27 protein-coding genes and 1 pseudogene are annotated in these 26,900 nt (G+C 57.9%); 9 read left to right on the plus strand and 19 right to left on the minus strand.

Features of this window, described 5'->3' with window-relative positions:
- Positions 1 to 175: hypothetical protein (locus ACCD00_RS22670; RefSeq protein WP_413427658.1), on the plus strand; the 175-nt coding region annotated here is incomplete at its 5' end.
- Positions 176 to 416: 241 nt separating this feature from the next.
- Here ACCD00_RS22670 and ACCD00_RS22675 read toward each other — a convergent pair.
- From ACCD00_RS22675 to ACCD00_RS22685, 3 genes are all read right to left on the minus strand, one after another.
- Positions 417 to 1,010, minus strand: a complete 594-nt coding sequence (locus ACCD00_RS22675; protein WP_413427636.1) for a YceI family protein — start codon at positions 1,008 to 1,010, stop codon at positions 417 to 419.
- A 32-nt stretch (positions 1,011 to 1,042) separates the two neighbouring features.
- A complete protein-coding gene (locus tag ACCD00_RS22680; protein WP_413427637.1) occupies positions 1,043 to 1,594 on the minus strand; it encodes a cytochrome b in 552 nt (183 codons plus the stop codon).
- 262 nt (positions 1,595 to 1,856) lie between these two features.
- A complete protein-coding gene (locus ACCD00_RS22685; RefSeq protein ID WP_413427638.1) occupies positions 1,857 to 3,611 on the minus strand; it encodes an FAD-dependent oxidoreductase in 1,755 nt (584 codons plus the stop codon).
- Positions 3,612 to 3,834: 223 nt separating this feature from the next.
- Here ACCD00_RS22685 and ACCD00_RS22690 point away from each other — a divergent pair, with 223 nt between their 5' ends.
- Both ACCD00_RS22690 and ACCD00_RS22695 read left to right on the plus strand, forming a co-directional pair.
- Positions 3,835 to 5,241 carry an adenosylmethionine--8-amino-7-oxononanoate transaminase gene (locus tag ACCD00_RS22690; protein WP_413427639.1) on the plus strand — a complete coding sequence of 469 codons (1,407 nt, stop codon included), beginning with the start codon at positions 3,835 to 3,837 and terminating at the stop codon, positions 5,239 to 5,241.
- Between the two features lie 152 nt (positions 5,242 to 5,393).
- Entirely contained in the window at positions 5,394 to 6,113 is a 720-nt protein-coding gene (locus ACCD00_RS22695) for a 16S rRNA (uracil(1498)-N(3))-methyltransferase (protein WP_413427640.1), read from the plus strand.
- Position 6,114: 1 nt separating this feature from the next.
- Here ACCD00_RS22695 and ACCD00_RS22700 read toward each other — a convergent pair whose 3' ends face one another.
- The 3 genes from ACCD00_RS22700 to ACCD00_RS22710 are packed head-to-tail and all read right to left on the minus strand — an operon-like array spanning position 6,115 to position 8,666.
- The gene (locus tag ACCD00_RS22700; protein WP_413427641.1) at positions 6,115 to 7,017 is read right to left on the minus strand and encodes a transporter substrate-binding domain-containing protein; all 903 of its coding nucleotides are present in this window, start codon (positions 7,015 to 7,017) and stop codon (positions 6,115 to 6,117) included.
- A gap of 29 nt (positions 7,018 to 7,046) precedes the next feature.
- Entirely contained in the window at positions 7,047 to 7,397 is a 351-nt protein-coding gene (locus tag ACCD00_RS22705; protein ID WP_413427642.1) for a RidA family protein, read from the minus strand.
- Between the two features lie 27 nt (positions 7,398 to 7,424).
- Positions 7,425 to 8,666 (minus strand): D-amino acid dehydrogenase, encoded by a 1,242-nt coding sequence (locus tag ACCD00_RS22710; RefSeq protein ID WP_413427643.1) that lies wholly within the window; start codon positions 8,664 to 8,666, stop codon positions 7,425 to 7,427.
- A gap of 109 nt (positions 8,667 to 8,775) precedes the next feature.
- Here ACCD00_RS22710 and ACCD00_RS22715 point away from each other — a divergent pair, with 109 nt between their 5' ends.
- A complete protein-coding gene (locus ACCD00_RS22715; protein WP_413427644.1) occupies positions 8,776 to 9,693 on the plus strand; it encodes a LysR family transcriptional regulator in 918 nt (305 codons plus the stop codon).
- Here ACCD00_RS22715 and trhA read toward each other — a convergent pair.
- A complete protein-coding gene (gene trhA, locus ACCD00_RS22720) occupies positions 9,690 to 10,307 on the minus strand; it encodes a PAQR family membrane homeostasis protein TrhA (RefSeq protein WP_413427645.1) in 618 nt (205 codons plus the stop codon). The genes ACCD00_RS22715 and trhA overlap by 4 nt on opposite strands.
- A gap of 131 nt (positions 10,308 to 10,438) precedes the next feature.
- On the opposite strand from trhA, the gene ACCD00_RS22725 reads away from it, so the two are divergent.
- Positions 10,439 to 11,353 (plus strand): LysR substrate-binding domain-containing protein, encoded by a 915-nt coding sequence (locus tag ACCD00_RS22725; protein WP_413427646.1) that lies wholly within the window; start codon positions 10,439 to 10,441, stop codon positions 11,351 to 11,353.
- 127 nt (positions 11,354 to 11,480) lie between these two features.
- Here the strand turns inward: ACCD00_RS22725 and ACCD00_RS22730 are convergent.
- A pseudogene (locus ACCD00_RS22730) lies at positions 11,481 to 11,690 on the minus strand (malonate transporter subunit MadM); the annotation flags it as partial.
- 420 nt (positions 11,691 to 12,110) lie between these two features.
- On the opposite strand from ACCD00_RS22730, the gene ACCD00_RS22735 reads away from it, so the two are divergent.
- From ACCD00_RS22735 to ACCD00_RS22750, 4 genes are all read left to right on the plus strand, one after another.
- A complete protein-coding gene (locus tag ACCD00_RS22735; protein ID WP_413427647.1) occupies positions 12,111 to 12,236 on the plus strand; it encodes a hypothetical protein in 126 nt (41 codons plus the stop codon).
- A 258-nt stretch (positions 12,237 to 12,494) separates the two neighbouring features.
- Positions 12,495 to 14,258, plus strand: coding sequence for a B12-binding domain-containing radical SAM protein (locus ACCD00_RS22740; RefSeq protein WP_413427648.1), 1,764 nt, complete (start codon positions 12,495 to 12,497; stop codon positions 14,256 to 14,258).
- A gap of 24 nt (positions 14,259 to 14,282) precedes the next feature.
- Complete coding sequence (locus ACCD00_RS22745) at positions 14,283 to 15,146, plus strand: DUF692 family multinuclear iron-containing protein (RefSeq protein ID WP_413427649.1); 864 nt, start codon at positions 14,283 to 14,285, stop codon at positions 15,144 to 15,146.
- A gap of 504 nt (positions 15,147 to 15,650) precedes the next feature.
- Positions 15,651 to 16,916 carry a hypothetical protein gene (locus ACCD00_RS22750; RefSeq protein WP_413427650.1) on the plus strand — a complete coding sequence of 422 codons (1,266 nt, stop codon included), beginning with the start codon at positions 15,651 to 15,653 and terminating at the stop codon, positions 16,914 to 16,916.
- Between the two features lie 157 nt (positions 16,917 to 17,073).
- Here ACCD00_RS22750 and madM read toward each other — a convergent pair whose 3' ends face one another.
- From madM to ACCD00_RS22805, 11 genes are all read right to left on the minus strand, one after another.
- On the minus strand, positions 17,074 to 17,838 hold the full coding sequence (madM, locus tag ACCD00_RS22755; protein WP_085716398.1) for a malonate transporter subunit MadM: 765 nt from the start codon (positions 17,836 to 17,838) through the stop codon (positions 17,074 to 17,076).
- Between the two features lies 1 nt (position 17,839).
- On the minus strand, positions 17,840 to 18,256 hold the full coding sequence (gene madL, locus ACCD00_RS22760) for a malonate transporter subunit MadL (RefSeq protein ID WP_008019933.1): 417 nt from the start codon (positions 18,254 to 18,256) through the stop codon (positions 17,840 to 17,842).
- A gap of 63 nt (positions 18,257 to 18,319) precedes the next feature.
- Positions 18,320 to 19,231 carry a malonate decarboxylase subunit epsilon gene (gene mdcH / locus ACCD00_RS22765; protein WP_413427651.1) on the minus strand — a complete coding sequence of 304 codons (912 nt, stop codon included), beginning with the start codon at positions 19,229 to 19,231 and terminating at the stop codon, positions 18,320 to 18,322.
- Entirely contained in the window at positions 19,228 to 19,848 is a 621-nt protein-coding gene (locus ACCD00_RS22770) for a malonate decarboxylase holo-ACP synthase (protein ID WP_413427652.1), read from the minus strand. The genes mdcH and ACCD00_RS22770 overlap by 4 nt, the downstream gene beginning before the upstream one ends.
- Positions 19,842 to 20,645, minus strand: a complete 804-nt coding sequence (gene mdcE, locus ACCD00_RS22775) for a biotin-independent malonate decarboxylase subunit gamma (protein ID WP_413427653.1) — start codon at positions 20,643 to 20,645, stop codon at positions 19,842 to 19,844. Before mdcE ends, ACCD00_RS22770 begins: the two co-directional genes overlap by 7 nt.
- Positions 20,642 to 21,493 carry a biotin-independent malonate decarboxylase subunit beta gene (locus ACCD00_RS22780; protein ID WP_413427654.1) on the minus strand — a complete coding sequence of 284 codons (852 nt, stop codon included), beginning with the start codon at positions 21,491 to 21,493 and terminating at the stop codon, positions 20,642 to 20,644. The genes mdcE and ACCD00_RS22780 overlap by 4 nt, the downstream gene beginning before the upstream one ends.
- Positions 21,486 to 21,785 carry a malonate decarboxylase subunit delta gene (locus ACCD00_RS22785; protein WP_008001147.1) on the minus strand — a complete coding sequence of 100 codons (300 nt, stop codon included), beginning with the start codon at positions 21,783 to 21,785 and terminating at the stop codon, positions 21,486 to 21,488. Before ACCD00_RS22785 ends, ACCD00_RS22780 begins: the two co-directional genes overlap by 8 nt.
- Complete coding sequence (locus ACCD00_RS22790) at positions 21,785 to 22,675, minus strand: triphosphoribosyl-dephospho-CoA synthase (protein ID WP_413427655.1); 891 nt, start codon at positions 22,673 to 22,675, stop codon at positions 21,785 to 21,787. The genes ACCD00_RS22785 and ACCD00_RS22790 overlap by 1 nt, the downstream gene beginning before the upstream one ends.
- On the minus strand, positions 22,675 to 24,345 hold the full coding sequence (gene mdcA, locus ACCD00_RS22795; protein ID WP_007987781.1) for a malonate decarboxylase subunit alpha: 1,671 nt from the start codon (positions 24,343 to 24,345) through the stop codon (positions 22,675 to 22,677). Before mdcA ends, ACCD00_RS22790 begins: the two co-directional genes overlap by 1 nt.
- A gap of 232 nt (positions 24,346 to 24,577) precedes the next feature.
- Positions 24,578 to 25,039: a chemotaxis protein CheW gene (locus ACCD00_RS22800; protein ID WP_413427656.1), complete on the minus strand. Its 462-nt coding sequence runs from the start codon at positions 25,037 to 25,039 to the stop codon at positions 24,578 to 24,580.
- On the minus strand, positions 25,032 to 26,900 hold a 1,869-nt coding region (locus ACCD00_RS22805), incomplete at its 5' end, for a response regulator (protein ID WP_413427657.1). The genes ACCD00_RS22800 and ACCD00_RS22805, both read right to left, overlap by 8 nt.

Consider the following 26,900-nt stretch of genomic DNA (forward strand, 5'->3'; position numbering starts at 1 on the left):
GGCCCGTGACGACCAGTCGCGCTCCGAGCCGGCCGTGCAGAACCCGCGCGGCCCTGCGCCGAAGATCATGCACAAGGAATCGAAAGCCGACCGCTTCCCGACACCTGAGCAACTGGATCAACTGCCAAGCCGTCCTCGTGGTGAGAAACCAGCGCTGCTGACCCGCAATCGCTGAGTTATCGCTGCAATAAAAATGCCCCGGTTCGAAAGAGCCGGGGCATTTTTTATGCGTCGCAAATGACCTGTAGGAGCGAGCTCGCTCGCGATGGTGGTCAACGATAACGCTGGAAACCTGACACCCCGCGGTGTTCTCGGGTTTCTCGCGAGCAAGCTCGCTCCTACGGGAGGCTATGCATAGGCAATAAAAAACGCCCGCGCTCGTATGAGCAGCGGGCGTTTTTTGTCAGGCGCGAAAATTACTTCGCTTTGACACCTTCGAACGAGACGTACATTTCAACCGCATCGGACGCTGGACCCAGGTCCATCATCTTGCCGAAATCGGAACGCTTGATGTTGAAAGTGCCCTCGAAGCCTGCACGGTAGCCGCCCCATGGATCCTTGCCTTCACCCAGGAAAGTGGCCTTGACCACGACTGGCTTGGTTACGCCAGCGATAGTCAGGTCGCCTGCCACGTCGGCAGTGTCTTTGCCAGCGGCGTTCTTGCCGGTGGATTTGACGCTGGTGGACACGAACGTGGCTTTAGGGAAATCAGCCACTTTCAGGAAGTCTTTGCTGGAGATGTGCTTGTCACGCTCAGCGTTGTTGGTGAAAACGCTGGCAGGATTTACGTTGAACTCGATCTTGCTGTCTTCAGGCTTGGCAGCGTCGAAGCTGAACTTGCCGTCCATAGTCTTAAAGGTACCGGTGATGTAGCTGTAGCCCAGGTGGCTGATCTTGAAGTTGACGAAGGCGTGCTGGCCGGTTGTGTCTACAACGTAGTCAGCCGCCATCACGTTGGCGGACAGCAGAGCGGAACCGATTGCCAGAGCGGCGAGAGTCTTTTTCAACATGCTTTATTTTCCTTGGGAGTCGAGGTTGAACTTCAGGCTTTGCGACCCAGCATTCGCTTGAGGGTCGCATCATGGTCGATAAAGTGGTGCTTCAATGCTGCCAACGCGTGGAGGCCGGAAAAAATTACCAGCACCCACGCCAGATAGAGGTGAATCGCACCGGCGTTATCTGCCTGGTCCGGCAGTCCGGAAATCAGGGCAGGCACTTCAAACCAGTCAAACACCGGAATCCCGGCACCTTCTGCGGTGGAAATCAGGTAACCGGCAATCATCACAGCGAACAGACAGATATACAGAAACAAATGGCCGAGCATGGCGCCCAGACGCGTCATGCGGCTGTAGCTGGTCAGGGCCGGTGGTGGTGGGCTGATGAAACGCCACAACACGCGCAGCACCATGACGCCCAGCAAGATCAAGCCGATGCTCTTGTGCAGATCCGGTCCGTCCTTGCGCCATGGGTCGTAATAACCCAGGCCAACCATCCACAGCCCGAGGGCGAACAAACCGAATACGGCCAGTGCCACGCCCCAGTGCATGAAGATGCTGACCCAGCCGTAGCGGGAGGTAGAGTTACGTAGCTGCATTGCCTAGATCCCTGTAAGTGCTGGCCCAAGACTATCGAGTTATCTATCGAATTAAAGCCGAAAATTTCGCTTTGAAATATCGAAAAATGCGATTAAGAGTCTAAAGCCAACGAGTTAAGGAAAGATTAAGTCGAAATTGTAAGAAAAAGTGCATACAAACCAGAGAACACCTGTATCAAAAGATTTATTCGATTTCTGTTCCCGGTTTTTCTTCAGGCAAAAAAAACGCGGCCCTTGGGCCGCGCTTTTTTACGCCTGAACGTTACTGCGTCTTGGCATCCGCTGTCGGAGTCGCCGTCGATTTAGCCGCTGGCTTCTTCGCCGGTTCAGCCTTCTTGACCGGCGCCTTGGCCGGGGCTTTTTTCGCCTCGGTCTTGGCTGCCGGTTTGGCCGGAGCCTTTTTGGCTGGCTCGGCTTTTACCGGGGTCGCAGGCTTCGGTGCTTCCACCGGGGCCGGCGCGACGACCGGGGCTGGCGCCGGAGCAGGCGCTGGCGGCGCAACGGGTTCAGGTGCCTTGACCGGCTCTGGCTTCTTCTCGTCATCCGAGCCGCCAAACAGGTTGCTGAAGAAATTGCCTTTCTTCGCCGCCACCGCACCAGCGCCCGCAGCAGCAGCTGCCGGGACCACTTTCGCGGGTTCCAACGACTTGCCCGCCGCCAGGTCTTCAACCTGGCTGGCCGCACGCTGACCAGTGCGCAGCGCGCCTTCCAGAGTGCCAGGGTACAGGGTGTCGGTGTGTTCGCCGGCAAAGGCTACACGCTGGACCGGACGTTCCCACAGGCGCCAGAACTTGCTGATCTGGCCCGGGCCGAAGGCCAGGTAGGCACCGCCAGTCGACGGATCGGTGCTGTAGCGACGGATCTCATAACCGGTGAACGAACCGCGAGCCTGTGGATAGAACGCATGCAGGCGGATCAACACCTGATCGACCATCTGCTTGTCACCGAAAGCCTGCATCACCCGCGCGTTGTCGCCGGACAGGTTGATCACCACATTGGCACCGCCCTTCAGGGCAGGTTCGACCCACAACATGCCCAGGCCGGCGTTGCTGTAGATTTCGCCAGACATGCGCGCCTTGGACTCCCACACCGGCGTCTTGAACTTCAGCATGATCTGGTCGCGCCAGCCGTAGTTGGTGCCCTTGATCGCCGCCAGGTGCTGGGCGTCCAGCGCCGGGGTCATCTGGATCTTGTTCAGGGCGCGCAGTGGCACGGCCAGCACGGCGTAGTCAGCCTTATAACTGACGTTGTCGACTTTGACGGTCACACCATCCTTGTCCTGGATGATCGCCGAGACCGGGGAGCTGGTCTTGATGGTTTTCAGCTGCTTGACCAGGGCCTGGGCCAGCACCGGGCTGCCACCGACCAGGCGCGATGCACGCAGGTCACGATCGGAGACACCACGGTAAACGCGGCTCTGCTGTGCGAAGTACAGCAGCGACAGGCGCGAAGGTTCATCGTAGCGGGTACGAATCTGCTGGTTGATCAACTGGCGAGCGGTGGCCGGCAGGTTCTGCTTGTCGAGCCAGCTCGACACGTTGATCTGATCCAGCGCGTGCAGCGTGTTGTTGGCAGCCGGGTTCTGCGGGTCGTCGATCGAGCGCGCCAGATCGTCCACGGTCTTGTCGAAGCGCTTGAGCACCTCGGCGGTGGCCGGCTGTTTGGTCGCCAGATCGGCGGCGGAGAAATACTCGCCATCGATCAGGTAGCCTGGAGTCCGCACGAACTCAGGGGCCGGCGTGGTGCTCAGCTTGAAGTTCGAAACGTACTTGTTCAGCGCCGGTTGGACCTTGTCATTGCCGATCCACTCGCTGGTGGCCATGCCGGAACGGCCGCCCAGGCTCGACCTGGCTTCCAGCAGAGTGACCTGCCAGCCCTTGTTCTGCAGCTCATATGCGGCAGTCAGGCCCGACAGGCCGCCGCCGATAACGATCGCGGTTTTATCCTTGGCCAGCGCAGACACGCTGAACAGCCCCAACATCACCAGCGCACAGGCGCGCAGCCAACCGACAGACATTCAGCGAACTCCGGAATTACACGAGGAAAACAGCAGTTTTTGCGAGCCAGACGGCTCAAGAACCGCGAAGGATACGTCAGCCTTCAAACACCCGCCAGCAACGTCTATCGGCCTGGATAAAGTAGCTGATTCGACACAATGGGTTGTCCCCGTGGCACGCATTGCATAGGCTTGCGCGATTGTTTGTCCGCGCAGGTAACGGACCGCCTCCAGGAGAGTGAAAATGGGCCTGAATAATCAGTGGATGCAACGCGATCTCGCCGTGCTGTGGCATCCATGCACCCAGATGAAAGATCACGAACAACTGCCGCTGATCCCGATCAAGCGCGGGGAAGGCGTGTGGCTGGAAGACTTCGAAGGCAAGCGCTACCTCGATGCGGTCAGCTCCTGGTGGGTCAATGTGTTCGGGCACGCCAACCCGCGGATCAACCAGCGCATCAAGGACCAGGTCGATCAGCTCGAACATGTGATCCTTGCCGGCTTCAGCCATCAACCGGTGATCGAACTGTCCGAGCGCCTGGTGAAGATGACACCGGAAGGCCTGACCCGTTGCTTCTACGCCGATAACGGTTCGTCCTGCATCGAAGTCGCGCTGAAAATGAGCTTTCACTACTGGCTCAATCGCGGTCAGCCAAACAAGAAACGTTTCGTCACCCTGACCAACAGCTACCACGGCGAAACCATGGCAGCGATGTCGGTGGGCGACGTGCCGCTGTTCACCGAGACCTATAAAGCGCTGTTGCTGGACACCATCAAGGTGCCGAGCCCGGACTGCTACCTGCGCCCCGAGGGCATGAGCTGGGAAGAGCATTCGCGCAACATGTTCGCGGCCATGGAGCAGACCCTGGCCGAAAACCACGACACGGTCGCGGCGGTGATCGTCGAGCCGCTGATCCAGGGCGCCGGTGGCATGCGCATGTACCACCCGGTGTACCTCAAGCTGCTGCGCGAAGCCTGCGACCGCTACGGCGTGCACCTGATCCACGACGAAATCGCCGTCGGCTTCGGTCGCACCGGGACGATGTTCGCCTGCGAACAGGCCGGCATCCGCCCTGACTTCCTGTGCCTGTCCAAAGCCCTGACCGGCGGCTATCTGCCGCTGGCGGCGTGCATGACCACCGACGAGGTCTACAGCGCCTTCTACGACGACTACCCGACCCTGCGCGCGTTCCTGCATTCCCACAGCTACACCGGCAACCCGCTGGCGTGCGCGGCGGCCCTGGCGACCCTGGACATTTTCGAAGAAGACAACGTCATCGAGAACAACAAGGCCCTGGCGCAGCGCATGGCTGCGTCGACGGCACATCTGGTCGACCACCCGAACGTATCCGAAGTGCGCCAGACCGGCATGGTGCTGGCCATCGAGATGGTCAAGGACAAGGCCAGCAAAGAAGCTTGGCCGTGGCAGGAACGTCGCGGCCTGAAGGTGTTCCAGCACGCCCTGGAGCGTGGTGCTTTACTGCGTCCATTGGGTAGCGTGGTGTATTTCCTGCCGCCGTATGTGATCACTCCGGAGCAGATCGACTTCCTCGCCGAAGTGGCCAGCGAAGGGATCGACATTGCGACCCGTGACAGTGTCAGCGTGGCCGTGCCGAAGGACTTCCATCCGGGGTTCCGTGATCCGGGCTGATTCGTTCGGTTGAGATTCTGTGGTGTCCGGGCCGGCCTCTTCGCGAGCAAGCCCGCTCCCACAGTTGGCACCGCATACCCTGTGGGAGCGGGCTTGCTCGCGAATGAAGTCAACACCGGTTTAACTGATTCACATTTTTCCAGAGATCCAGCATGAGACTGTCCCGCTTCTTCATCGACGCCCCCCTGAGCACCGGCGAGCACGAGTTGCCCGAAGCCCAGGCCCACTACATCGGCCGCGTCCTGCGCATGGCCGAAGGCGATGCGCTGCAACTGTTCGATGGTTCCGGCCACGAGTTTCGCGCCACCCTGGTCGAAGTCGGCAAGAAGCGCGTAGTGGTGCAGATCGATGAAAGCTTTGCCGGGCAGATCGAGTCGCCGCTGCAAATCCATCTCGGCCAAGGCCTGTCCCGAGGCGAGCGCATGGACTGGGCGATTCAGAAAGCCACGGAACTGGGCGCCACTGAAATCACCCCGATCTTCACCGAACGCTGCGAAGTCCGGCTCAAGGACGAGCGCGCCGACAAGCGTCTGCTGCATTGGCGCCAGGTGGCGATCAGCGCATGCGAGCAATGCGGGCGCTCAAGGGTGCCGGTGATTCATCCGCCAATGCTGTTGGTCGACTGGCTCAAGCAGGCACAAGCCGAGTTGAAACTGGTGCTGCACCCGGTGGCCGAACCGTTGGTGAGCCACGCCAAACCTTCAAATCTGGCATTCCTGATCGGTCCGGAGGGTGGTTTGTCCGATGCCGAAGTCGATCAGGCCAAGGCCAGCGGCTTCCACGCCGCCCGCCTCGGTCCACGGGTGCTGCGCACCGAAACCGCGCCGGTTGTTGCACTGGCGGTGGCCCAGCAACTCTGGGGTGATTTCTAGGCTACTGCACCGGATCACTCACCGGTTTGGCAATGATCGCCTTGAGTTCGCTGGTCATCGGGAACTCAAGGTTCAACCCCTTCGGCGGGATCGGCTGCTCGAACCAGCGTTTGTAGATGCCATTGATCTCACCCGAGCTGTACAGATCCGCCAGCGCTGCGTTGACCAGCGCCAGGAACTGCGGATCATCCTTGCGCACCATGCAGCTGTAGATCTCCCGCGATTGCTCCTCCCCGACCACCACCCACTTGTGCGGGTCATGGGCCTTGGCCCGCTCGCCGTAGAGCAGCGCGTCGTCCATGTAGAACGCTGCTGCCCGGCCCGATTGCAGCATCTGGAAGGCTTCGCCGTGGTCCTTGGCGCTGATCACGAACATGTCGATCTTGTGATCGATGTTGTAGCTTTTCAGGAAGCGCTCGTTGGTGGTGCCGGCGGTAGTCACCACATTCTTGCCGCGCAGGTCGGCGAAGCTCTTGATCCCACTGTCCCTGGCTGTCAGCAACTGGCCTTTGACGTAGATGAAACCGTAGGAGAACGCCACCTGCTTCTGCCGCTCGGCGGTCACGCCGGTGGAGCCGCACTCCAGGTCCACGGTGCCGTTCTGCACCAGTGGAATGCGGGTCTGCGAGGTCACCAGGTTGTACTTCACACTCAAGTCCGGCAGCGCCAGTTGCTGCCGGATGCGCTCGACGATCTTGCCCGCCAGATCCACCGAGTAACCCATCGGTTTGCCGCTGTGATCACCCACGTAGGAGAACGGCACCGAAGCATCGCGATAGCCCAGGGTGATGCTGTTGGCGCTGACGATCTTGCTCAAGGTACCGGTCAGCGGCGCCTCATTGGCCTGAACCTGGCTGCCGAGCAACAGGCCAAGCGTACAAGCGAGCAACGTGATTTTCTGCATTGTTATTCTCCGTTGTGGGTGTTGGTTTATCAGACGCGTGCAGCGATGACGGTGATTTCCACCAGCACCTGCGGGCGGGCCAGTTCGGCCTGCACGGTAGTGCGGCTCGGCGCCTGTCCCGGCGATAGCCAGGCCGACCAGACCTCGTTCATCGCGGCGAAATCCCCGGTGATGTCCTTCAGGTAAATGGTCGCGCTCAGCAGATGATCCTTGTCGCTGCCCGCCTCGGCCAGCAGGGTATCGATTTTCGCCAACACTTCGCGGGTCTGGCCGCTTGCATCCTGGGCATCGCCAGGCACCTGCCCGGAGAGAAACACCAGGTCGCCAAAAGTCACGGCGCCAGACAGGCGCGGGTTGCTGTGCAGTCGGGTAATGGTCATTGCAATGTCCTCCTCGGAAATCAGTATTCAGGCGACCCGATGGTTGAAACCCTGCAGGTCGATGGAAGGCCGGCGCTCGCCGATCAGTTCACTGAGCAAGCGCCCGCTGCCGCATGCCAGGGTGAAACCCAACGCACCGTGGCCGAGGTTGAGCCACAGGTTGCGATACGCCGTCGCGCCCAGCAACGGCACGCCGCTGGGGGTGGCCGGGCGCATGCCGGCCCACTCGACGGCTTCGTCATAGGCGCCGGCATTTGGAAAGGTGTCATGGGCCTGACGCTTGATCAGTGCCAGGCGCCTGGGGTCCGGCGCAGGGTCGAAGCCGACGATGTCGACCATCGCCGCCACCCGCAATTGCTTGCCGATGCGGGCGTAGACGATCTTGCGGTCGTAGTCGGTGATGCTCACGTCCGGCGCCCGGTGACCGGCGCCGATGGGCACGGTCAGGCTGTAGCCCTTGAGCGGATAAAGCGGCAGTTGCAGTCCGGGCAGCGCCAACAGCGGACTGCGGTGGCCGGCGGCGATCACCAGTTGATCGACCGGCAGCAATTGCTCGCCGAGTTCGATCGCGTTGACACTGCCGTTGCTGTGGCGAATGCCGGTCACCGCTTGCCCGAGGAGAAATTCGCAACGGCCAGACGCCTTCAGTCGTGCGGCCAGTTGCTGGCAGAAACCGTGGCAGTCGCCGACCTCTTCGTCCGGGGTGTAGATCGCCCCGACAAAGGGGGCATCGATCAGGGCCGGTTCCAGTTGCGCGCATTCGGCCGGCGACAACACCTGCTGTTGCTGCGGGTCGGCCAGGCCTTGGCGCGCATGCTCGAAGCTGCTGTTCTGTCGGAAAGTCACCAGCTTGCCATTGCGCCGCCACTGGAATCCCGCCAGCCCATCGTCCTCGCGCCAGGACTTCAATGTGTCCTGGCTGAACAGCGCCAGGCGCAGCAAGTGCGCGGCGTTCTCGCGGTTGACCGAGCGGCGACAGGCGCCGAGGAACGACGCCATCCAGCGCCACTGGGCCAGGTCGAAGCGCGGGCGCAGCTTCAGCGGTGAGTCGCCGCGCAACATCCAGCCGATGGCTTGCAAAGGCACACCGGCGTCGGCCAGGGGCGCGACATAGCGATAGGACAACTGGCCGCCGTTGGCGAAGCTGGTTTCGCTGCCCAGCGAGTCCCGTGCCTCGACCACCGTCACCTCGAAGCCGTCGCGCACCAGCGCATAGGCCGTTGCCAGGCCAATCACGCCGCCACCGATGATGCACACACGCTGAGCCATGTCCGTCCTTAAAACCGTAGTGAAGACGAGGCCGAGGTTAGAGCCAGGTGACAGACGTTGAACAATGCATAAAGATGGCAAACCCATAAACAAAGGTTATGGACTTACCATGCGCCTTCGCCATATCGAGATTTTCCAGGCCATTCGCCAGACCGGCTCAATCAGCGCTGCCGCACAATTGCTGCACGTCTCGCAGCCGGCGGTGAGCAAGGTGTTGCAGCACGCCGAGCAGCAATTGGGCTTCCCGTTGTTCCTGCGGGTGCGCGGCAAGTTGCAGGCGACCCCGGAAGCGCTGGAGCTGGAGCGCGAAGTGGACAAGGTCAGCGAAAGCCTGCAAGGCGTGCGACGCCTGGCGCAGAGCCTGCGCCGCGAGCCTGGCCACAGCCTGCGCATCGGTGCCACTCCGGCGCTGGCACTGTCATTGCTGCCGCCGGCCATTCACGAATGGACCGGGCGTTACCCGGACATCGTTTGCGAACTCTCCAGCGCCCACAGTCGCGAACTGGTGCAGAATCTGTTGATGCGCGAAGTGGATGTCGCCCTGACCCTGCAACGCCCGGATCACCCGGGGCTCAAGGCCCAGGCGCTGGCGTCCGGCGTGCTGGTGGCACTGGCGCCGAGTGGTTACTGGCCTCAGGAAGATGCGGGCAAACCGTTGCCGCTGATGGCACTGGCGGACGCGCCGCTGATCGGTTTATCCAGCGCCGATCCGCTGGCCGCGCGGCTCGACAGTTACCTGGAAGCGGTCGAACCCCCGCCCCGGGTACACATCGCCGTGCAAACCTATTCCCTGGCACGGGCGATGGTGGAATCTGGCGCGGGCCTGGCGGTGATCGATCCGTTCACCGCCCTTGGCGCCTCTCCCGCCACCACAACGATTCGCCCCCTGGCACCGCCGCTACCCATCACCCTCTACGCGGTGACCCGCGCCGCTGAACCGCCGCCCCACACCTTGAACGACCTGTTGCAGGTATTCAGCCGTCGAGCCCGGGAGCAGCTGGATCGCCTGGTCCCGGTACAGCCTTAAAGCACATAAAAACAGATCGCCACAAAGTGCAGCAGGCTCCCGGCGATGACAAACAGATGCCAGATCCCGTGGGCATGCCGCAGCCGGTCGTCCAGGGCAAAAAAGATAATCCCCACCGTGTACAACACCCCACCTGATGCCAGCCACGCAAATCCGGCGCCGCCCAGCGCCGCGAGCAACGGCTTGACTGCCACCAACACAATCCAGCCCATCACCGCGTAAATCACGATCGACAGAATCCGCGCTTCCGAACGCGGCTTGATCTCCTGCAGGATGCCGATCAGCGCCAGCCCCCAGACAATCCCGAACAACGTCCAGCCCCACGGCCCGCGCAGGGTCACCAGGCAGAACGGCGTGTAGCTTCCGGCAATCAACAGATAGATCGAAAAGTGATCGACCTTCTGCATGATCGCTTTCTTGCGCCCGCGCACGCTGTGGTACACAGTCGATGCGCTGTAAAGCACCAGCAGGGTAAAGGCATAGATCGCCATGCTGACAATCTTCCACGGGTTGCCGTCGAGGCTGGCAAGCACAATCAGCCACACCCCTCCGACAAACGCCGCCACTGCCCCGACCAGATGCGTCCAGGCATTCAATCGTTCCCCGTGATACATGTGTTGCTCACCTCGAATCTCACTACCGCAACGCGCAAGGCTCAGGCCTGGAGCGTAAAAGCGCAATGTTTCTGTACGACGGGCCCGGCGTAATTGGGCACAATCGAGTCATTCCAAAAAGAGTCCGGCCCATGCTGATCGATGAAGAGTTGACCCTGAAAAAACTCGAGGTGTTCCTGGCCTTCATGCGCACCGGCAACCTGGCACGCGCCGCTGCCGAGCTGCAGACCAGCAATGTCAGCGTGCATCGGGCGATCCATTCACTGGAAAGCGCCCTGCGCTGCCCGTTGTTCAAGCACGAAGGGCGCAGCCTGACGCCACTGGAAAGTGCCTATGTGCTGGAAGAACGGGCGCAGAAGCTGATTCAGGATGTCGTCGAAACTGTGCGCCTGACCCGCGAGGCCGCCGGGTTCTCGGCCGAACGCTTCAAACTGGGCTCGCTGTATTCACTGACGGTGAAGACCGTGCCGCAGCTGATCATGGGTTTGAAGATCCGCCGCAGCGAGCTCAACATCGACCTGATCCTGGGCTCCAACATCGACCTGCTCTACAAGCTCAAGAACATGGAAGTCGATGCGGCCCTGGTGTCACTGGACGACAGCGTCAACGATCCGGATTGCGAGCACATCCCGCTGTTCTCCGACGATATCTTCCTCGCCACGCCCGCCGACTCCAGGTTTGCCCAGCGCACCGAAGTCGACCTGGCCGAGGTCCGCGACGAAACCTTCATCACCCTGACCCAGGGCTTCGCCACCCACCAGGACGGCAAGCGGGTATTCGAGCAGGCAGGGTTCGAGCCGAAGGTGGCGATGCAGGTCAACGACATCTTCACCCTGCTGAGCATGGTCAGTTCAGGCGTAGGTTATGCGTTGCTGCCGGGGCGGATTGCCGCGGTGTACGAGAACCGGGTGAAACTGATCCCGTTGCAGGAAAAGTACCGCTTGCAGCAGCACATTGGCGTGGTGTTCCTGAAGGCCAAGGAGCGGGATCCGAACCTGCTGGCGTTGCTGGCGGAGTGTCGGATGTATGCCAATCGGCAGGTTTGAAACCGTGGCGCCTTCATCGCGGGCAAGCCACGCTCCCACAGGAATTGCGCTGTCCCTGTGGGAGCGGCGGTGCGACGATTCGACTTGCCCGCGATGACGCCGGAACATTCAATGATGAAGTAGCGGACTAACCCACAATCCCGCGAACAATGAAGTACAACAGCGAAGGCCCCAGCAAGCAGCCCAACCCGGTGTGGAACGTCGCAGTCAACGCGCCATAAGGCACCAGCCGCCGATCCGTCGCCGCCAACCCGGCAGTCACGCCACTGACAGTCCCGGCCAGCCCACCGAACACCATCGCCGAGCGCGGGTTATCCAGGCCCATCCAGCGCGCTGAATCCATATTATTGGTCACTGCACAGCAATGAAAAAATTTTAACCTCAACTTCAAAACGACCCACAAACTAATTTAACGCGCTGTTTTCTAGACATAAAGTCGAGAAGTTGATTTACGCATCGCATCAAAGCGGCAGACCCAAAAATCTATATTCACCACTTACTTGTAGGATAATTCCCTTAAAGTAGGATACGACCTACAAAGCCACAAGCATCCTAGGAAATTTCGGAAGTTTTAATTTTTATTTGACTGCAATCTGATTCGATACTTATATGAAACCGTCACAGATAGCTATCCATCAGTGGCAGGAGGTTAGACACTCAACTGTGCACAGCTATATATCTGCCGAGTTCTAACTTCAACGTTGTCAAACCGGAGATATCCTGTGACTTAGCTGTCACATTTCAGAAGGAGAAAGGTATGAATGACGAAATAATTTATGATGAAAACAACTTAGATGATTTAGCCTCCGATGTTGAGGTTATGACTCCTGTTCCAGATGGAACGTATGACATGGTTGCTGGAAAAACAGCGCCAGAGTTCTGATGAAATAACCAGGGCATCGTTTAACGATGCCCACTTCTAAAATCCAAGGCTGCCAACACATGAGAGCTACAATCAATGAAGGTGTTCTATGCTTAACAGAACTCGGATATTGTTTTTTCCACAATGGCACACACCTCCTGAAAATTCCGAAAAAAAAGTTTATTGAAGCAATGGATTCCCATGAAAAATCCTTGGCGCTAACAGAGCGGTATCCAGCTTTTTTCAATATGTCTGAGGCCAAAGAGGCAAGGAGTGCGTATGAACGAAGCGTGCTGGAATTCACTAAACAATGACAGTGACATTTATGATTCTACTCGACTAGCGTTAGTTTCGCTGCCATACGGCGAAGGTCCGCAAAAAGTAATGCCTCTGGGACTGCAGAACATATCAGCCTACGTAAAAAAACATGTAGCACATGTAAATTGCAAAATATTTGATTATTCTGACTTATATACCTCAGACACTCACGAGTTAAAAGACTTGATAGACTGGCAACCTGCCCTGGTAGGAATATCTATTTACAGCAGCCATGTTCAAGCAGCGATCGCCTGGGGGAAATTAATTAAAAACGCACTACCTGAGGCAGTATTATTTTGCGGCGGCCCGCATATAAGCCTTGCAGCGAAAGATTTTTTACGTGTATCAAATGGTATTTTTGAACTGGCACTTTATGGTGAAGGAGAACACTCAACAGCCACACTACTAAAGTTATTCAATAAATCGCGCGAGGAAGCCCCACCCTCTCAGCCCACAGAGAACACCAATAAAAACTTTACACCAAAACAAATATTTATAGATAACCACTTACAATACATACCAAATGCAGCTTGGATCTCCGCAACCGGGAAAACGTACGAAACATATAAACAGAAGATACAATTACCCGCAACCGAGTGGGAAAATCCATTATTGGAATATTGTTCCGAGCGTTTACAAAACCTCTATTTCACGGACAGGCGAGATGGTAAGAAAAGAAGATCAATAGCTCTCACCAGTAGCCGTGGCTGCCCTTTAGCGTGCTCATTCTGCGCTATCGTTGCGGCAGATAAAGATGGTCCTAAGTGGCGTGCTGTCGACGCAACCACTCTTGTCAATTGGATTGTAGAGGCTCACAAACAATACTCTTTTGAACATATTTACATGATGGACGCTAATTTTTTTGTACGAAAAGACAGAGTACTGGAGTTCTCTGAAAAACTATACAAGCTGTTCGGTGGCGAGGTTACATGGAGCAGTTCTTCTACAGTAGGATACCTGCTTAAGTTACGCACAGAATTGCCAAAATTAGTTACGCAAGGATTAAGACTGGTCGAAATGGGTATTGAGTCTGGCTCGCAAACTCAGCTCGATTACATGAACAAGAGAGTCACAGTAAAGAATAATATAGACGCAATTAGGGCCTTACAGATCAATGGCATTGACGTCGGCCTCGACTTTATCATGTTCTATCATGACCAACAAAAAAGAGAAATTATAGAAAATCTAAGTTTTCTGCTCAACTCTGGAATGACTGAACATGAATCCTTTGATCATTATTTCAATATCATGATGATATATCCAGGAACGCCTGTTAGAGATAATCTTGAAAGGAAAATGGGCATTAAGTTCAACTTGATCGACTTACCTAACAGCAGACAGCTTATAGAGAATCAAGAGGTGAAGGAAATCTACGACGCCTATATAGATTATTTTGCAAAACCTCTCCTAAACTCTCTAGAGAACGCAATTTCTATAAATATAGAAAAAATCTCACAAAGCACCTCGCCACGAGAAATTGCGCACCTATCCTTGCTAAATATTTACCTAAGACATATGCCATTCAAAATTCTGTGGGGGCTCTGTCAGCGGACGGGGGAGCGAACGGCGATATTTACAGGAAAAGAGTTCCTAACATATACCTCTATCTTAAAAAAAACCTTGCACGGCAAAGAACCAAATAACTCGCCGAAACGAGTCGCTTTAGAAACCTTTACGCTTGGTGTTGGCGGTAGAAAAGGTGAATTAATCGGAAAGTCTGCATAACTATCGTTCGAGCAGGTAAATTTTATGGACATCAATTCGATAAGTCTAGGTGTGAGTGGCGATATAAATAAGCTAAAACAATTTATTTATTTACATACAAGCACCAATAGCGTTTACCGTGGTGCCCCGATCAAGCACTTCAGCCTGGGCGTGCGCCCCTGGGATAGGTTGGAGAACTCAATTATTGATTTTTGTGCAACTGCTGACTTCACTATTTCCGTACACCCAGTAGATATAAACTTCTCTGGCGTGATCGACATGGCAGAGTTAGCAAATCTGAAAAAAATAGTTGATACTCTCCCGGTAAGTTACATCGAAGAAGACATAGGCATATGGAGAAATGGCAATCTTTTTCTAGGCGCCCATCAGACCAATCCACCTTTAAACAAAAAATCATTACAAACAACAATAATTAACGCCAAAATGGTAAAGCATTTTCTTGAGTTACCCATACTTTTAGAGAATCCTCCCGTATACAGCGAGTTCGGAAGCATACCGTTTTGGGACTTCTATTTAGAGCTATGCATTCAGTCTGGTTGCTCCATGGCCTTTGACATAGGACATTACTTGGGCTATTGCAAAAGCAAAGATCTTGCTTTCGCTATACCTGACGCCAAACATGAAATATGGCGCCTCATCAAGACGTTACATATTTCAGGAATAAAATCCTGGATGTGGAATGGTATTCCCGTGTGGCTCGACCAACACTCAGACCCCTTCAATATTGAACTGATGGAAGCTTTCAAGCCAACCATCTCCCAGGCATACAATACGGAAAATATTTTGCTAGAAATGGAGGGATCATCCATTGAAGTTGAGCGAAGCAACATTGATCTCGTAAAAAAATCGCTCGCAGAGGTATCAGAAAATGATAATAAAAAACACTGATACTATCGACTTGATTTTCACTGAAATATATAAATCTAAAAATATTCTCAGTTCCCCAACCACTGCATGCGATAAACATTTCACATTTGAATGCGTTAGACGATACCTAGACATATCTCGGCATTTAAATAGAAGATGGCCTTATACGATTAGATACCTACAATCAATCTATGGAGATGACATATTAACTAACGTATTTGAACAAATTGATACGACCGGGAGCACCTACAGAAACCTCAATGATGCAGCCTGTGGTATTTTTTTTAACAATACCGCTAAAAACTCAAATATTGATTTCGAGTTATTACTTTACGAAGACTTTAGAAATGGAAAAGCTAGAAGTTCAGCATACACCACTAAGCAACCTTTAGAGAGATCCACACTAATCCCTTACGATCTTGATTCAATATATACGACACTGATGTTTTACGGTCGCGCCTACGCGCCGTCCGCTCTATATGTAAACCTTATTCTAGAGCCCGGTAAAACTTATAGAGTAAACGAATGAAAAGTGCACACACACTAATCGCGAGAGCAGATGCCTTGTATGGTGGCGTTGCAATGGGAGCAACAATTCTCGAACTAGCCTTAATTGCAAGCAATCCAAATTTAGGCCAGTTTTCGTTGGAATTCTCGCTTGCAACGCAGTTAATCATTTCCTTGATTGTGGAATTTTACATTGGACACTACTTTGTATGTAGACTAGGCATTGCCAATACCACCATCTATGGCTTTATATTCAAACTGGCATGCGCTATTTTCCTGACATTGGGATTTTGGGCAGCATTGCTTGAATATTGGTACACAGGCTGGAGCTTAATTCTAATTGCTTTCGTATGCGACTCAGCAGGAACAGGCTGTTTAAAAGCATCTTTCCGGCCAGCTTATAATGCCTTACATATAAAAATGACTGGCCAGACCGCTGATTACATCAAAGCATTCAATCATCTTCTATACATTCGAATTGGAACTCCTTTTACTTTATTACTGACGGCCTCCCTTGTAATAAATTTCACCTCATATTTATATGCCACAACAGCAATAATGTCGATGCTGCTATTACTCAGATCAGCGCAAATATACATATCAAACAGTGATCTACGACCCGCCGACACAAGCAGAACCACTTTAATACATTCAAGCCGGCATGCATATTTTAAGCATTTCACTGTTGCCGCGAAATATCCAGTGCAAATAACTGGCTATGTTGCGGGAAACGTATTTGAATCTTTGGTATTTATGTACGCAATAGGTTTGCTCTATCGGCATAGCAACCTCTTGGGCTTAGCCCAGCAATTTTCTTGGTTAGGAAGCTCAGCGATTGCGTACATGGTCTTTTTGTCATCTACCGTATTAGGGAGGCTTGTGACATCCAGACTTATCATCAGCAAATCCAGCACCACACTCGCAACTTCCTGTTTGATTGCGACTGTTATCACATCTCTACTGCTGGTACTAACCAACAAGGACATTACGTTCTTTTTATCGCTAGCTTTTTTTTGTCTATTAGGCGTGGTGATCGGAACAATATTTACCCGACTAACATCAAATGAAGTTTTCCATAACGCAAACGATAGCGATGCAGTATCTTTTTTTCTTGTCAGCGAACTTGCCACAACATTAACCATCATACTGATCATCACTGCGAGCAGTTTTATTTTTAATCCTGAGAGGATAATTGAGGGCCTAAGTTATGGCCTAGTTGCACTTATGATGGCATATTACCTAACCACAACTCTTATCCGAGCCACAACAAAAACCTCCAAATGACATCAAACAAACATTTCACTTCCACATAAAATTTCAGCCACGCCAATTTGAGCCGCCTCCAACTTTGTGAAGGTTATATTTGTATAACTCCACATTTCACCGAGCAGCTCATGAAACTCGGTAAATGTGGAGGCGACCATTAGCAAATTCGGAGAATCTACCCAACAATCCCGCGAACAATGAAGTACAACAGTGAAGGCCCCAGCAAGCAGCCCAACCCGGTGTGGAATGTCGCGGTCAAAGCCCCATAAGGCACCAACCGCCGATCCGTCGCCGCCAAACCGGCGGTCACGCCACTGACAGTCCCGGCCAGCCCACCGAACACCATCGCCGAGCGCGGGTTATCCAGGCCCATCCAGCGCGCCGCCATTGGCGTGCCGACCATCACCAGAATCGCCTTGATCAGGCCAGTGGCAATCGATAGCGCCACGACATCGGAACTGGCGCCAATGGCCGCTCCGGTGACCGGCCCGACAATGTAAGTCACCGCTCCGGCGCCAATAGTGGTCATGCTCACCGCATCGCGGTAGCCGAATGCCCAGGCCATGCACGCGCCGACAATAAATGGCAGCACCGTGCCCAGCAGTAGCGCGATCACGCCGATCAAGCCGGCTTTTTTCGCTTCAGTGGCCTGCACCTCGAATGCCGTGGCGACGATGGCGAAGTCCCGCAGCATGGCACCGCCCATCAACCCGATGCCGGAAAACAGCGTCAAGTCCGCCAGGCCTTTTTGCCCACCGGTCATTGTGCCCCCGACCCAGGCGAGCACCAGGCCGATGACGATGGCAATCGCCGAGCCGTGGATACGCCCGAAGGTCAGGCGCTTGGAGATCACCACTGACACCCACATGATCACGCCAACGAAAGCGAATGCAGTGACCAGGCCGTTGTGTTCAAGACCGTTCTTGATGAGATCCCACATATCAGCGACCTCCTGCCGGTGCGCCAACCGCCGTTACATCCGCCGGTTCATCGGGCAAGGGTTCGCCTTTGTGGGTCCGGCTGATCAGGGCAATGGTGCAACCGCAGACCACCACCGAACCGATCGCCGCCAGCACCGCCACCGGACCACCGTGCAGCGCCGTGACCACGTTTTGTTGCGCCGCCATCGCCACCACCACCGGGATGTACATGGCACCCCAGAAACCGACGCCCAGCTCGCAATCCCTGGTCATGCCGCCACGCTTTTGCATCCACAACCGTGCGCAAATCAGCAGGATCATCGCGATCCCGACACCGCCGACGTTTGACTTCACGCCCAGCAGCACACCGAGCATGTCCCCCATGATCACCCCTGCCAGCGTACAGATCGCCAACAGCGCCACACCGTAAATAATCATTGTTGTAGTCCTCAAAGTGCATTTCGAATGTTGTTTTTGTTGTTCGAAGCCTGAGTCGGCGATTTAAGAGTGACGGCTTCCCTCCTCACGCATCAGCGCCTGAAGCGTATCGAGCCGCGCACCGTCGAAGGCAATCACGGTGCCCTGCTCGAACACCCGGCGCGCCAGCCCGGTCAACACCGCACCAGGCGGCAGTTCGATCTGTAGGCGTACGCCGCGCTCGTAAGCGCTTTGTACCGTGCCCCGCCAATCAACGATGCGACACATGTTGAAGGCCAGGTCGTCACGCAAGGCTTCGGGCTTGATCAGCGGACGCGCACGGCTGCCGCTCAGATAACCGATTTTCGGTGTATTCAGTGACACGTTGGCGAAGGCGTCGGCCAGTCGTTGCGCGGGGGCCTCAAGCAATGGGCAATGTGACGGCACGCTCACTGCCAGACGCTTGGCCAAGCCGGCTCCACAACCTTTCGCCAACTCGGCCACCGCCTTCATCGCCGCGTCGCTACCGGCAATCACCACCTGGTTATCGGCGTTGATGTTGGCCAGATAAACCGGCATTTCTGCGCTGTGCACCCGGGCCAGTAATCCTTCCACCGTGGCCAGGTCCAGGCCGATGATGGCGGTCATGCCGTAGCCCTGTGGATAAGCCTGTTGCATCAGCTCACCGCGCAGGCTGACCAGATGCAGCGCATCACTGAAACTCAGGGCACCGGCCACCACTGCAGCCGGGTAGGCACCGATCGACAAGCCAGCGACGTAATCCGGAGTCATGCCCAACTGGCGTGAAGCGGCGACGCCGGCGATCAGCAGGCAAAGCTGAACCGCCCTCGTCGACTGCAACGCCTCGGCAGAATCCAGCTGCGTCACTTCTTCACCGAGCAGGTCGCTCGCCTCGTTCAACGTTTCCCGAGGCAAACGCGCCAGCATGCCGGGTTGTTGCGCGCCCTGGCCAGGGAACACCAGCAAGCTGCTCACGCCGCTTGCTCCTGTGGATTCCACGGATCGCTGACCAGGCGGGCCTGAGTGGCACTTTTCAACAAGACCCGCGACGAAGCACCGGCCCACTCGCGCAGGGCGATGGCGCCCGACGGTGTCTGCAATTGCAGGTCAACGCGGCACACGGCCGTGTCCAGAATGACCACCAACGCCTGCGCGTCGACACGACTCAACGGACGTGGTGTACGCAGGATCAGATCGAGATCGCTGCCCTCGTGCAATGCGGCAAACCCGCTGGCCAACTCGAACCCGGCACTGCCACTGACACCCCAGGTCCAACCACTGTCATCGAGGTGCGGGCGCAGCTGCGCCAAGGCTCGCAACGCCGGGAAATCACGCTGGCCTTGAACATGGCACAGCGCTTCCGGCCGTACTTGCCGCGTGATGGCGGCGACTTCCATCACCGCGGCAAATCGCTGTTCGCGCAACGACCCGCGCACGCCCACCGCCACCTGCCCCGCCGCGCTCAAGGCGCGACGGACCACCACCGGCTGGCCGGCACTGATCGACTCGATCACCCACACAGGCACATCCGCAGGCAACTGCTGCGGGGTCATGCCCCACAGCAGGTCGTGAGCCAGAAGCCCTTTCACCACTGCGCTCTCAGCAATTGGCGAACCTTGCTCGACGCCGCACGGTTGGCCGCACCAAGACGACCGCTGAGATCAGCGCCCTTCTCGGCGATATCACCCATCGCCTGACCCAGGCACTCGGCCACCCGCGCCAGATCCGCCGAAGTCGGCTGCTCGATCTGTTCCACCGACAAGGTTTCCCACAGCAGCCCGAGGCTGGCATAGCTGTCGATGTCATAGGCCATCGGCGGCACGCTGGCGGCGAAGGCTTCGAGTTCTTCAACGCTGCGCAAGGTCACCCGCGCTGCCGATGCCTTGCCCATCGCATGTACCATCACGCCCGGATCGCGCAGGGCGATCAAGCGATTGGCCTGATAGCCGTGGGCCAGAAACGCCCCCGACATTGCCTTGCCCACCAGCAAACCGATAACCGCATGACCGGCCAGACGGGCACGGGCATAACTGTCCGCCGCACCGGCCAGCGCCTGATGAATGCCAAGGGCTTCCTCGCGTCGACCGTAAGCCTGGCTCGGCACATCGACGATGGCGATCAGGGCGCGTTTCTGTGCCTTGTTCTGATCGGCAGCAATGACTTCATCCACGGCCTTGGCCAGGCCCCAGCCTTCGAGCAAACCCACTTCGCCGTTGCGTGCGCGGACGAAGCGGTTTTCGGGGTCAGCCACCACGGCGATGAAACGCACAGGCTGATCGCCCAGTACACCGTCCGCGACCTTCAGCGAAACAGGCAAGCCCTCGACCGGTTTCGCCCCGTCACTCAAGGCGTTGAACCAGTTCAAACCACGCAGGGAATACGAACTCATGGGCGTTCTCCTTGGTACAGATCGCGAACCACCGACGGCTCGATTTGCGGTTCGGCGTCCAGACGCGCCAGGCGCTGCAGGAACAACCCGGCCTGACGGCTGCGGGGTTGCGCCGGCAAACCTTGCTTGAGCCATTCACCGACCTGCTGGCGAATCTGCACCACGTCGTCAGCGACATAGCCGTCCGCCAGACCGCTGGCAAAGCGCTGCTCGCCACCGGTCAGGCTCCAGATGAAAGGCCGGTCGCGGGAGTCGTATTCCTCGAGTCCGGCTTCCTGCTCGATTACCTGCGGGCCGTTCAGGCCGAGCCGCGCTTCCTGGGTCACCAACAGGTAGCTGCATAACCCGGCGGCAATCGACATGCCGCCAAAGCACCCGACGCTGCCCGCCACGACACCGACCACGGGTTGGTACTGCTGCAAATCGACAATCGCGGCGTGGATGTCGGCAATCGCCGCCAGGCCGAGGTTGGCTTCCTGCAACCGCACGCCGCCGGTTTCCAGCAGCAGTACGGCGCGGGTCGGGATGCCGTTGCGGTTGTCTTCGGCGGCCAGTTCCAGTGCGCCAGCAATTTTTGCTCCGCCGACCTCACCGAGGCTGCCGCCCTGGAACGCACCTTCGATGGCCGCGACCACCACGGGCAGGCCAGCGAGACTGCCCTTGGCGATCACCACGCCGTCGTCGGCCTGCGGCACCACGCCCTGGCGCGACAGCCATGGCGACATGATGCGCTGGAACGGGTCGAGCAATTCGCGGAAGGTCCCGGCGTCGAGCAGGGCCTTGGCCCGTTGCCGGGCACCGAGTTCGACGAAGCTGTGCTTGTTCAGCAGGGATGCGCTGTCAGTCATGGCCGATCTCCTCGAAGCCCTGTTCCAGACGCAGGCGCACCACGCCCGGTGTCGCACCGAAATCATGGATGTCGATGGCCATCGCCGGCGGCGTCTGGCCGTCGAACATCCGTGCGAACAGATGCTGCCAGCGTTGTTCGCTGCCATTGACCGAGGTCTGCACGTTGATCGTCAGCTTGCCGGCCTGACCCGGTTCGATCAGCACTTCCAGATCGCCCGAGCCGACACAACCCACCAGCGTACGGCCGCGTGGTGGCTGCCCGGCGGGGAATTCAAAGGATAAAGTTTCCATCAAAACACTTCCCTTCTTGAATGGCAGAGGATGAGGCCGTCGTCCGACTCGATACGGTCGATGAACAGGCAGGCGGCGAGCAGGTCCGCAGCACCACCGGGCGAGGCATTCAACGCGATCAGTTGTTGGTCCAGTTCATACAGGCGGCGACGTCCGCCGAGGCTGGCACTGCCACCCGCATCGAGCACCGCCCGGGCGCCCCGCTGCATGGTGTGCAGCCCTTCTTCGCCGGCGCGGTAAAGCACGCAGGTGTCGGCCAGATTGGTCATGATCGCCAACAGCGCATCGAGCCGGGCATTTTGCTCGCCATGCCCTTCATCACGGCTGCGGCGCAGTTGCGGCAGCGCACGTTGGATCACCGCCGGGAAGCCCAGTTGCGCTTCTTCACGGGCACCCCGTGCACCGAAACGCTGGGCGACTTGAGCGCCGTGGCTCAGCGGGCGCGGAGCGTGACGGTCGTCGAGCAGCGCCAGGCGCGCGGCACGAATCGATACGCTGCTTGCAGCCGAGGACTTGGGGTCCAGCGCAACGGCCGTGACCAACAAGCCCAAGGCCCAGATCGCCCCTCGGTGGGTGTTCACGCCGCCGGTGGTGTCGAGCATCGCTTGCTCGCCCTCTCGACCGATGCGGCCAACGGCTTCGCGCAGCGGCAACCCGACTTCGCCGAACTCGATGGCTGCTTCAGCCATTTCCTTGAAGGCCGGCCACAAGGACAGCGCCGAAGCGTGCATCAGCCCCAGGTGCAAATCGGTGTGGGCGCCATTACCGCGACGGTCGACCAGTGCCGGTTTCGGCGACAGATCTGCCTCGTCGATCAGCGCGTCAACCGCGAGGTCCGCCAGCCGTTCGGCCAGGCTCAGGGCTTTGGTTTGCAGGTTAAGTGCGTGCATTACCAGCTCCTGAACTTGGCAGGCGGGTTGTAGAGGCCACCGGACCATTCCACCAGATCGGCCACGCTTTTCGCCGCGAGCAGTTCGCGAGTGGCGTCGGTGCGGCGGATGCCGAGGTCTTCGGGCAAGGCGATCAGGCCTTCACGGCGCATGCGTGCAGTATCCTTGGGGTTGTGACGCAGGCCGATGGCGGTCACCCCGGCGACGGCGGCGATCATCGCCTGGCGTTCTTCCAGCGAGCGCGCCTTGTACAGATAGGCGATGCCTTCTTCGGTCAGCAGGTGGGTGACGTCGTCGCCGTAGACCATGATCGGGGCCAGGGGCATGCCGCTCTTCTTCGCCACATCAACCGCATCGAGGGTTTCAACAAAGGTCGGCTTACCGCCCTCCTGGAAAGTCTCGACCATCTGCACCACGAGTTTTTTACCGCGTTCGAGCATCGGCTCGGCCACGTCGGTGTTACGCATGTCGAGCCAGGCTGGCGTGCCGTGACGACGGCCGCGCGGGTCGTGGCCCATGTTCGGTGCGCCGCCGAATCCGGCCAGGCGACCGCGGGTCACGGTGGAGGAATGACCATCGCCATCGACCTGCAAAGTCGCGCCGATGAACAGGTCCACGGCGTATTGCCCGGCCAGTTGGCTGAACATCCGATTGGAACGCAGGGAACCGTCGCGCCCGGTAAAGAACACATCCGGCCGCGCCGCAATGTAGTTCTCCATCCCCAGCTCGGTGCCGAAGCAATGCACGCTTTCGACCCAGCCGCTTTCAATCGCCGGAATCAGGGTCGGGTGCGGGTTGAGCGTCCAGTTGCGGCAGATCTTGCCCTTGAGGCCGAGGGATTCGCCGTAGGTCGGCAGGATCAATTCGATGGCGGCGGTGTTGAAACCGATGCCGTGATTCAGCGACTGCACGTTGTGTTTTTCGTAGATGCCACGGATCGCCATCATCGCCATCAGCACGTGCACGGGCTTGATGTGCCGTGGATCGCGGGTGAACAACGGTTCGATGTAGAACGGCTTGTCGGCCACTACCACGAAGTCGACCCAGGAGGCGGGAATGTCTACGCGCGGCAGGTCGCTGACGTCGTCTACCAACTGGTTGACCTGGACGATGACGATGCCGTCGCTGAAGGCTGCCGGTTCGATCAGTGCCGGAGTGTCCTCGGTGCTCGGCCCGGTGTAGATGTTGCCGGCGCGGTCGGCCATGAACCCGGCCGACAACACGACGTTGGGAATCAGGTCCACTACCAGCCGTGCGTAGAGTTCGATGTAGGTGTGGATCGCGCCGATTTCCAGCAGGCCGTCTTCGAGCAACTGGCTGATGCGCAGGCTTTGGGTGCCGGCAAAAGAGAAGTCGAGCTTGCGGGCGATGCCGCGTTCGAACAGGTCCAGGTGCTCGGCGCGGCCGACGCTGGGCATGATCATGTGCAGGTCATGCAGCTTCGCGGGGTCGGCCTTGGCCAGGGAACGCGAAAGGAAATCCGCCTGCTTCTGGTTGTTGCCTTCGAGCACCACACGGTCGCCGGGCAGGATCAACGCCTCCAGCGCCGCGACGATGTTGTCGGTGGGCAACACCACACCGTCGGCAAGACCTCGCACCAGCTCGAGGCGTCGCTGCTTTTCGCTGCGCCGCCGCGTCCATCGCGAGTCGGGGGATATTGTTGTTGTCATGACCACTCCACGGGTTCGCTGTCGTGGGAGTCACCTTAGGAGTGTTGAGTGGGGGCATCAATCAAGCAGAGCGGTGGATCGTTACGCTCAGGTTAATGATCAAGATTGGCGTCGTTCATGCTGGCCTCTTCGCGAGCAAGCCCGCTCCCACAGTTGATCTGTGGTGAACACAAAACCCTGTGGGAGCGGGCTTGCTCGCGAAGGCGTCAGTCAGATCACCGCTGAATCGGGATCAGTCGATCAACCCGGCATCCACCAACAAGTTCTCCAGAGCCAACAAATCCGGTACCTTGGCCACTTGCTCGCCCACCTGCACCGCCGCCTGCTCCAGCGGACACAACGGCACATCCACGTAGCTCAACTGGCTATCGAGCTTGCAGGAGCGCGGAATCCCCTGCACCAGCAGCGCGATGAATTTCAGCTCGGGTCGCCCGCCGAGTGTGTTGAGGATGACGATCCGCGCGCGTTCGCCGATGACGACTTTCTGTGCGCATGCCGACTCGAAACTCAGCAGCGGAATCTGCCGGTCGCGCCATGTCACCAGCCCCAGGTACCACGGCGGTGTGTCGAGATCGAAAGTCCCCGGCTGCTGGTAATCGATCAGCTCGGCCACGGCGACGTTGGGCAGGATCAGATTGCGGTCGGCCAATGGCAACAGCAGGCCGGTGAGGTTGCTGGTGCGGTGCTCAAGCATGGGTCTTGCTCCACAAGGCGATGCTTTCGAGCAGCACCGATTCCTGGTACGGCTTGCCAAGGTAGTCGTTGACGCCGATGGCCATGGCGCGATCGCGGTGTTTCTGTCCGGTGCGCGAGGTGATCATGATGATCGGCAGGTGTTGCAGGCGTTCGTCGTTGCGCACCTGGGTCGCGACTTCGAAGCCATCCATGCGTGGCATCTCGATGTCCAGCAGCATCAGGTCGGGCATGTGTTCTTCCAGCAGCAACATGGCATCTACCCCGTCCTTGGCGGTCAGCACGTTCATGCCGTGGCGTTCGAGCAAGCGGCTGGTGACCTTGCGCACGGTGACCGAGTCGTCGACCACCATCACCAGCAGCGGACGATGCGGTTCGGCTTCGACTTCCTGGCCCGCCGGACGCTGGGGGATACGGGCCTGCATGGCGCGGATCGGCGCCAGCAAATCCAGGATCAACACCACCCGGCCGTCCCCGAGAATCGTCGCCCCGGTCACCCCTTGCACCGCCGCAAACTGCGGCCCGAGGCTCTTGACCACGATCTCGCGAGTGCCGGCCATGGCATCCACGTGAACGGCGATATGCCGCTCGTTGCACTGCACCAGCAACACCGGCAATGGCAGGCTCTGGCCCAACAGTTTCGGGCGCGGGCCGGTTTTCAGCAGCTCACCCAGATAGCACAGCTCGTAACGTTGCCCGGCGTATTCGTAGGTGGGCGAATCGAAACGGAAATAGCCTTCGAGCTCGTTGGGCAGGACGCGAACGATGCCGTCGATGGTATTGAGCGGGATGGCGTACTGGTCCTCACCGCACTGCACCATCAGCGCCCGGTTGACCGATACTGTAAACGGCAGGCGAATGCGGAAATGCACGCCCTGCCCGGGCACCGAGTCGATGCTCATGGTGCCGCCCAGTTGCCGCACCTCTTCGTGCACCACGTCCATGCCGACGCCGCGACCGGAAATCTGGGTGATTTTCTCGGCGGTGGAAAACCCCGGTTGCAGGATGAACTGCAACACATCGTGATCACTGATGACGCTGTTCGGGGCCAGCAAGCCGCGCTTGATCGCCTTGCGCCGCACCGCGTCCAGCGGCACACCGGCGCCGTCGTCGCGGATGTCGAAAATGATGTCGCCGCCTTCACGCAGCAGATCGAGGGTGATCTTGCCCTTGGCCGGTTTCCCCGCCGCCAGCCGCACGTCGACGGATTCCAGGCCGTGGTCGACGGCGTTGCGCAGCATGTGTTCCAGCGGCGCGGCCATGCGTTCGAGGACGTTGCGATCCATCTCGCCTTCGGCGTTATCGACGATGAAATCCACTTCCTTGCCCAGTTCGCTGGACACCTGCCGAACGATGCGCTGCAAACGCGGGAGCATGCGTTCGAACGGCACCATGCGCGTGCGCATCAGGCCTTCCTGCAATTCGGTGTTGATGCGGCCCTGCTGTTGCAACAGGTTTTCCGCATCCTGATTGCGGCGTTCGAGGGTTTCCTTGAGGTCAAGCAAGTCAGAGGCCGATTCGAACAACGCCCGGGAAAGTTGCTGCAACTGCGAGTGGCGGTCCATTTCCAACGGGTCGAACTCTTCGTAGCCCAGACGTTCGGCGTCGACTTGCTGGCGGCTGAGGATCCGCCCCTGGGTTTCGGTATCGAGACGGCGCAACTGGTCGCGCATGCGCTCGATGGTGGTTTCCATCTCGCTCAGGGCGATGTGTGCATCGTTGACCTGTTGTTCGATCCGCCCCCGGAAGATCGACGTCTCACCGGCCAGGTTGACCAGATCGTCGAGCAGCTCCGCCGAGACCTTGACCATGTCCGCCCCGGTATCGGACGGCGGCGCCAGCGGCTCGGCCTTGGGCGTGGT

The sequence above is a fragment of the Pseudomonas sp. Pseusp3 genome, assembly GCF_047304225.1.
Classification (GTDB): domain Bacteria; phylum Pseudomonadota; class Gammaproteobacteria; order Pseudomonadales; family Pseudomonadaceae; genus Aquipseudomonas; species Aquipseudomonas fluorescens_CD.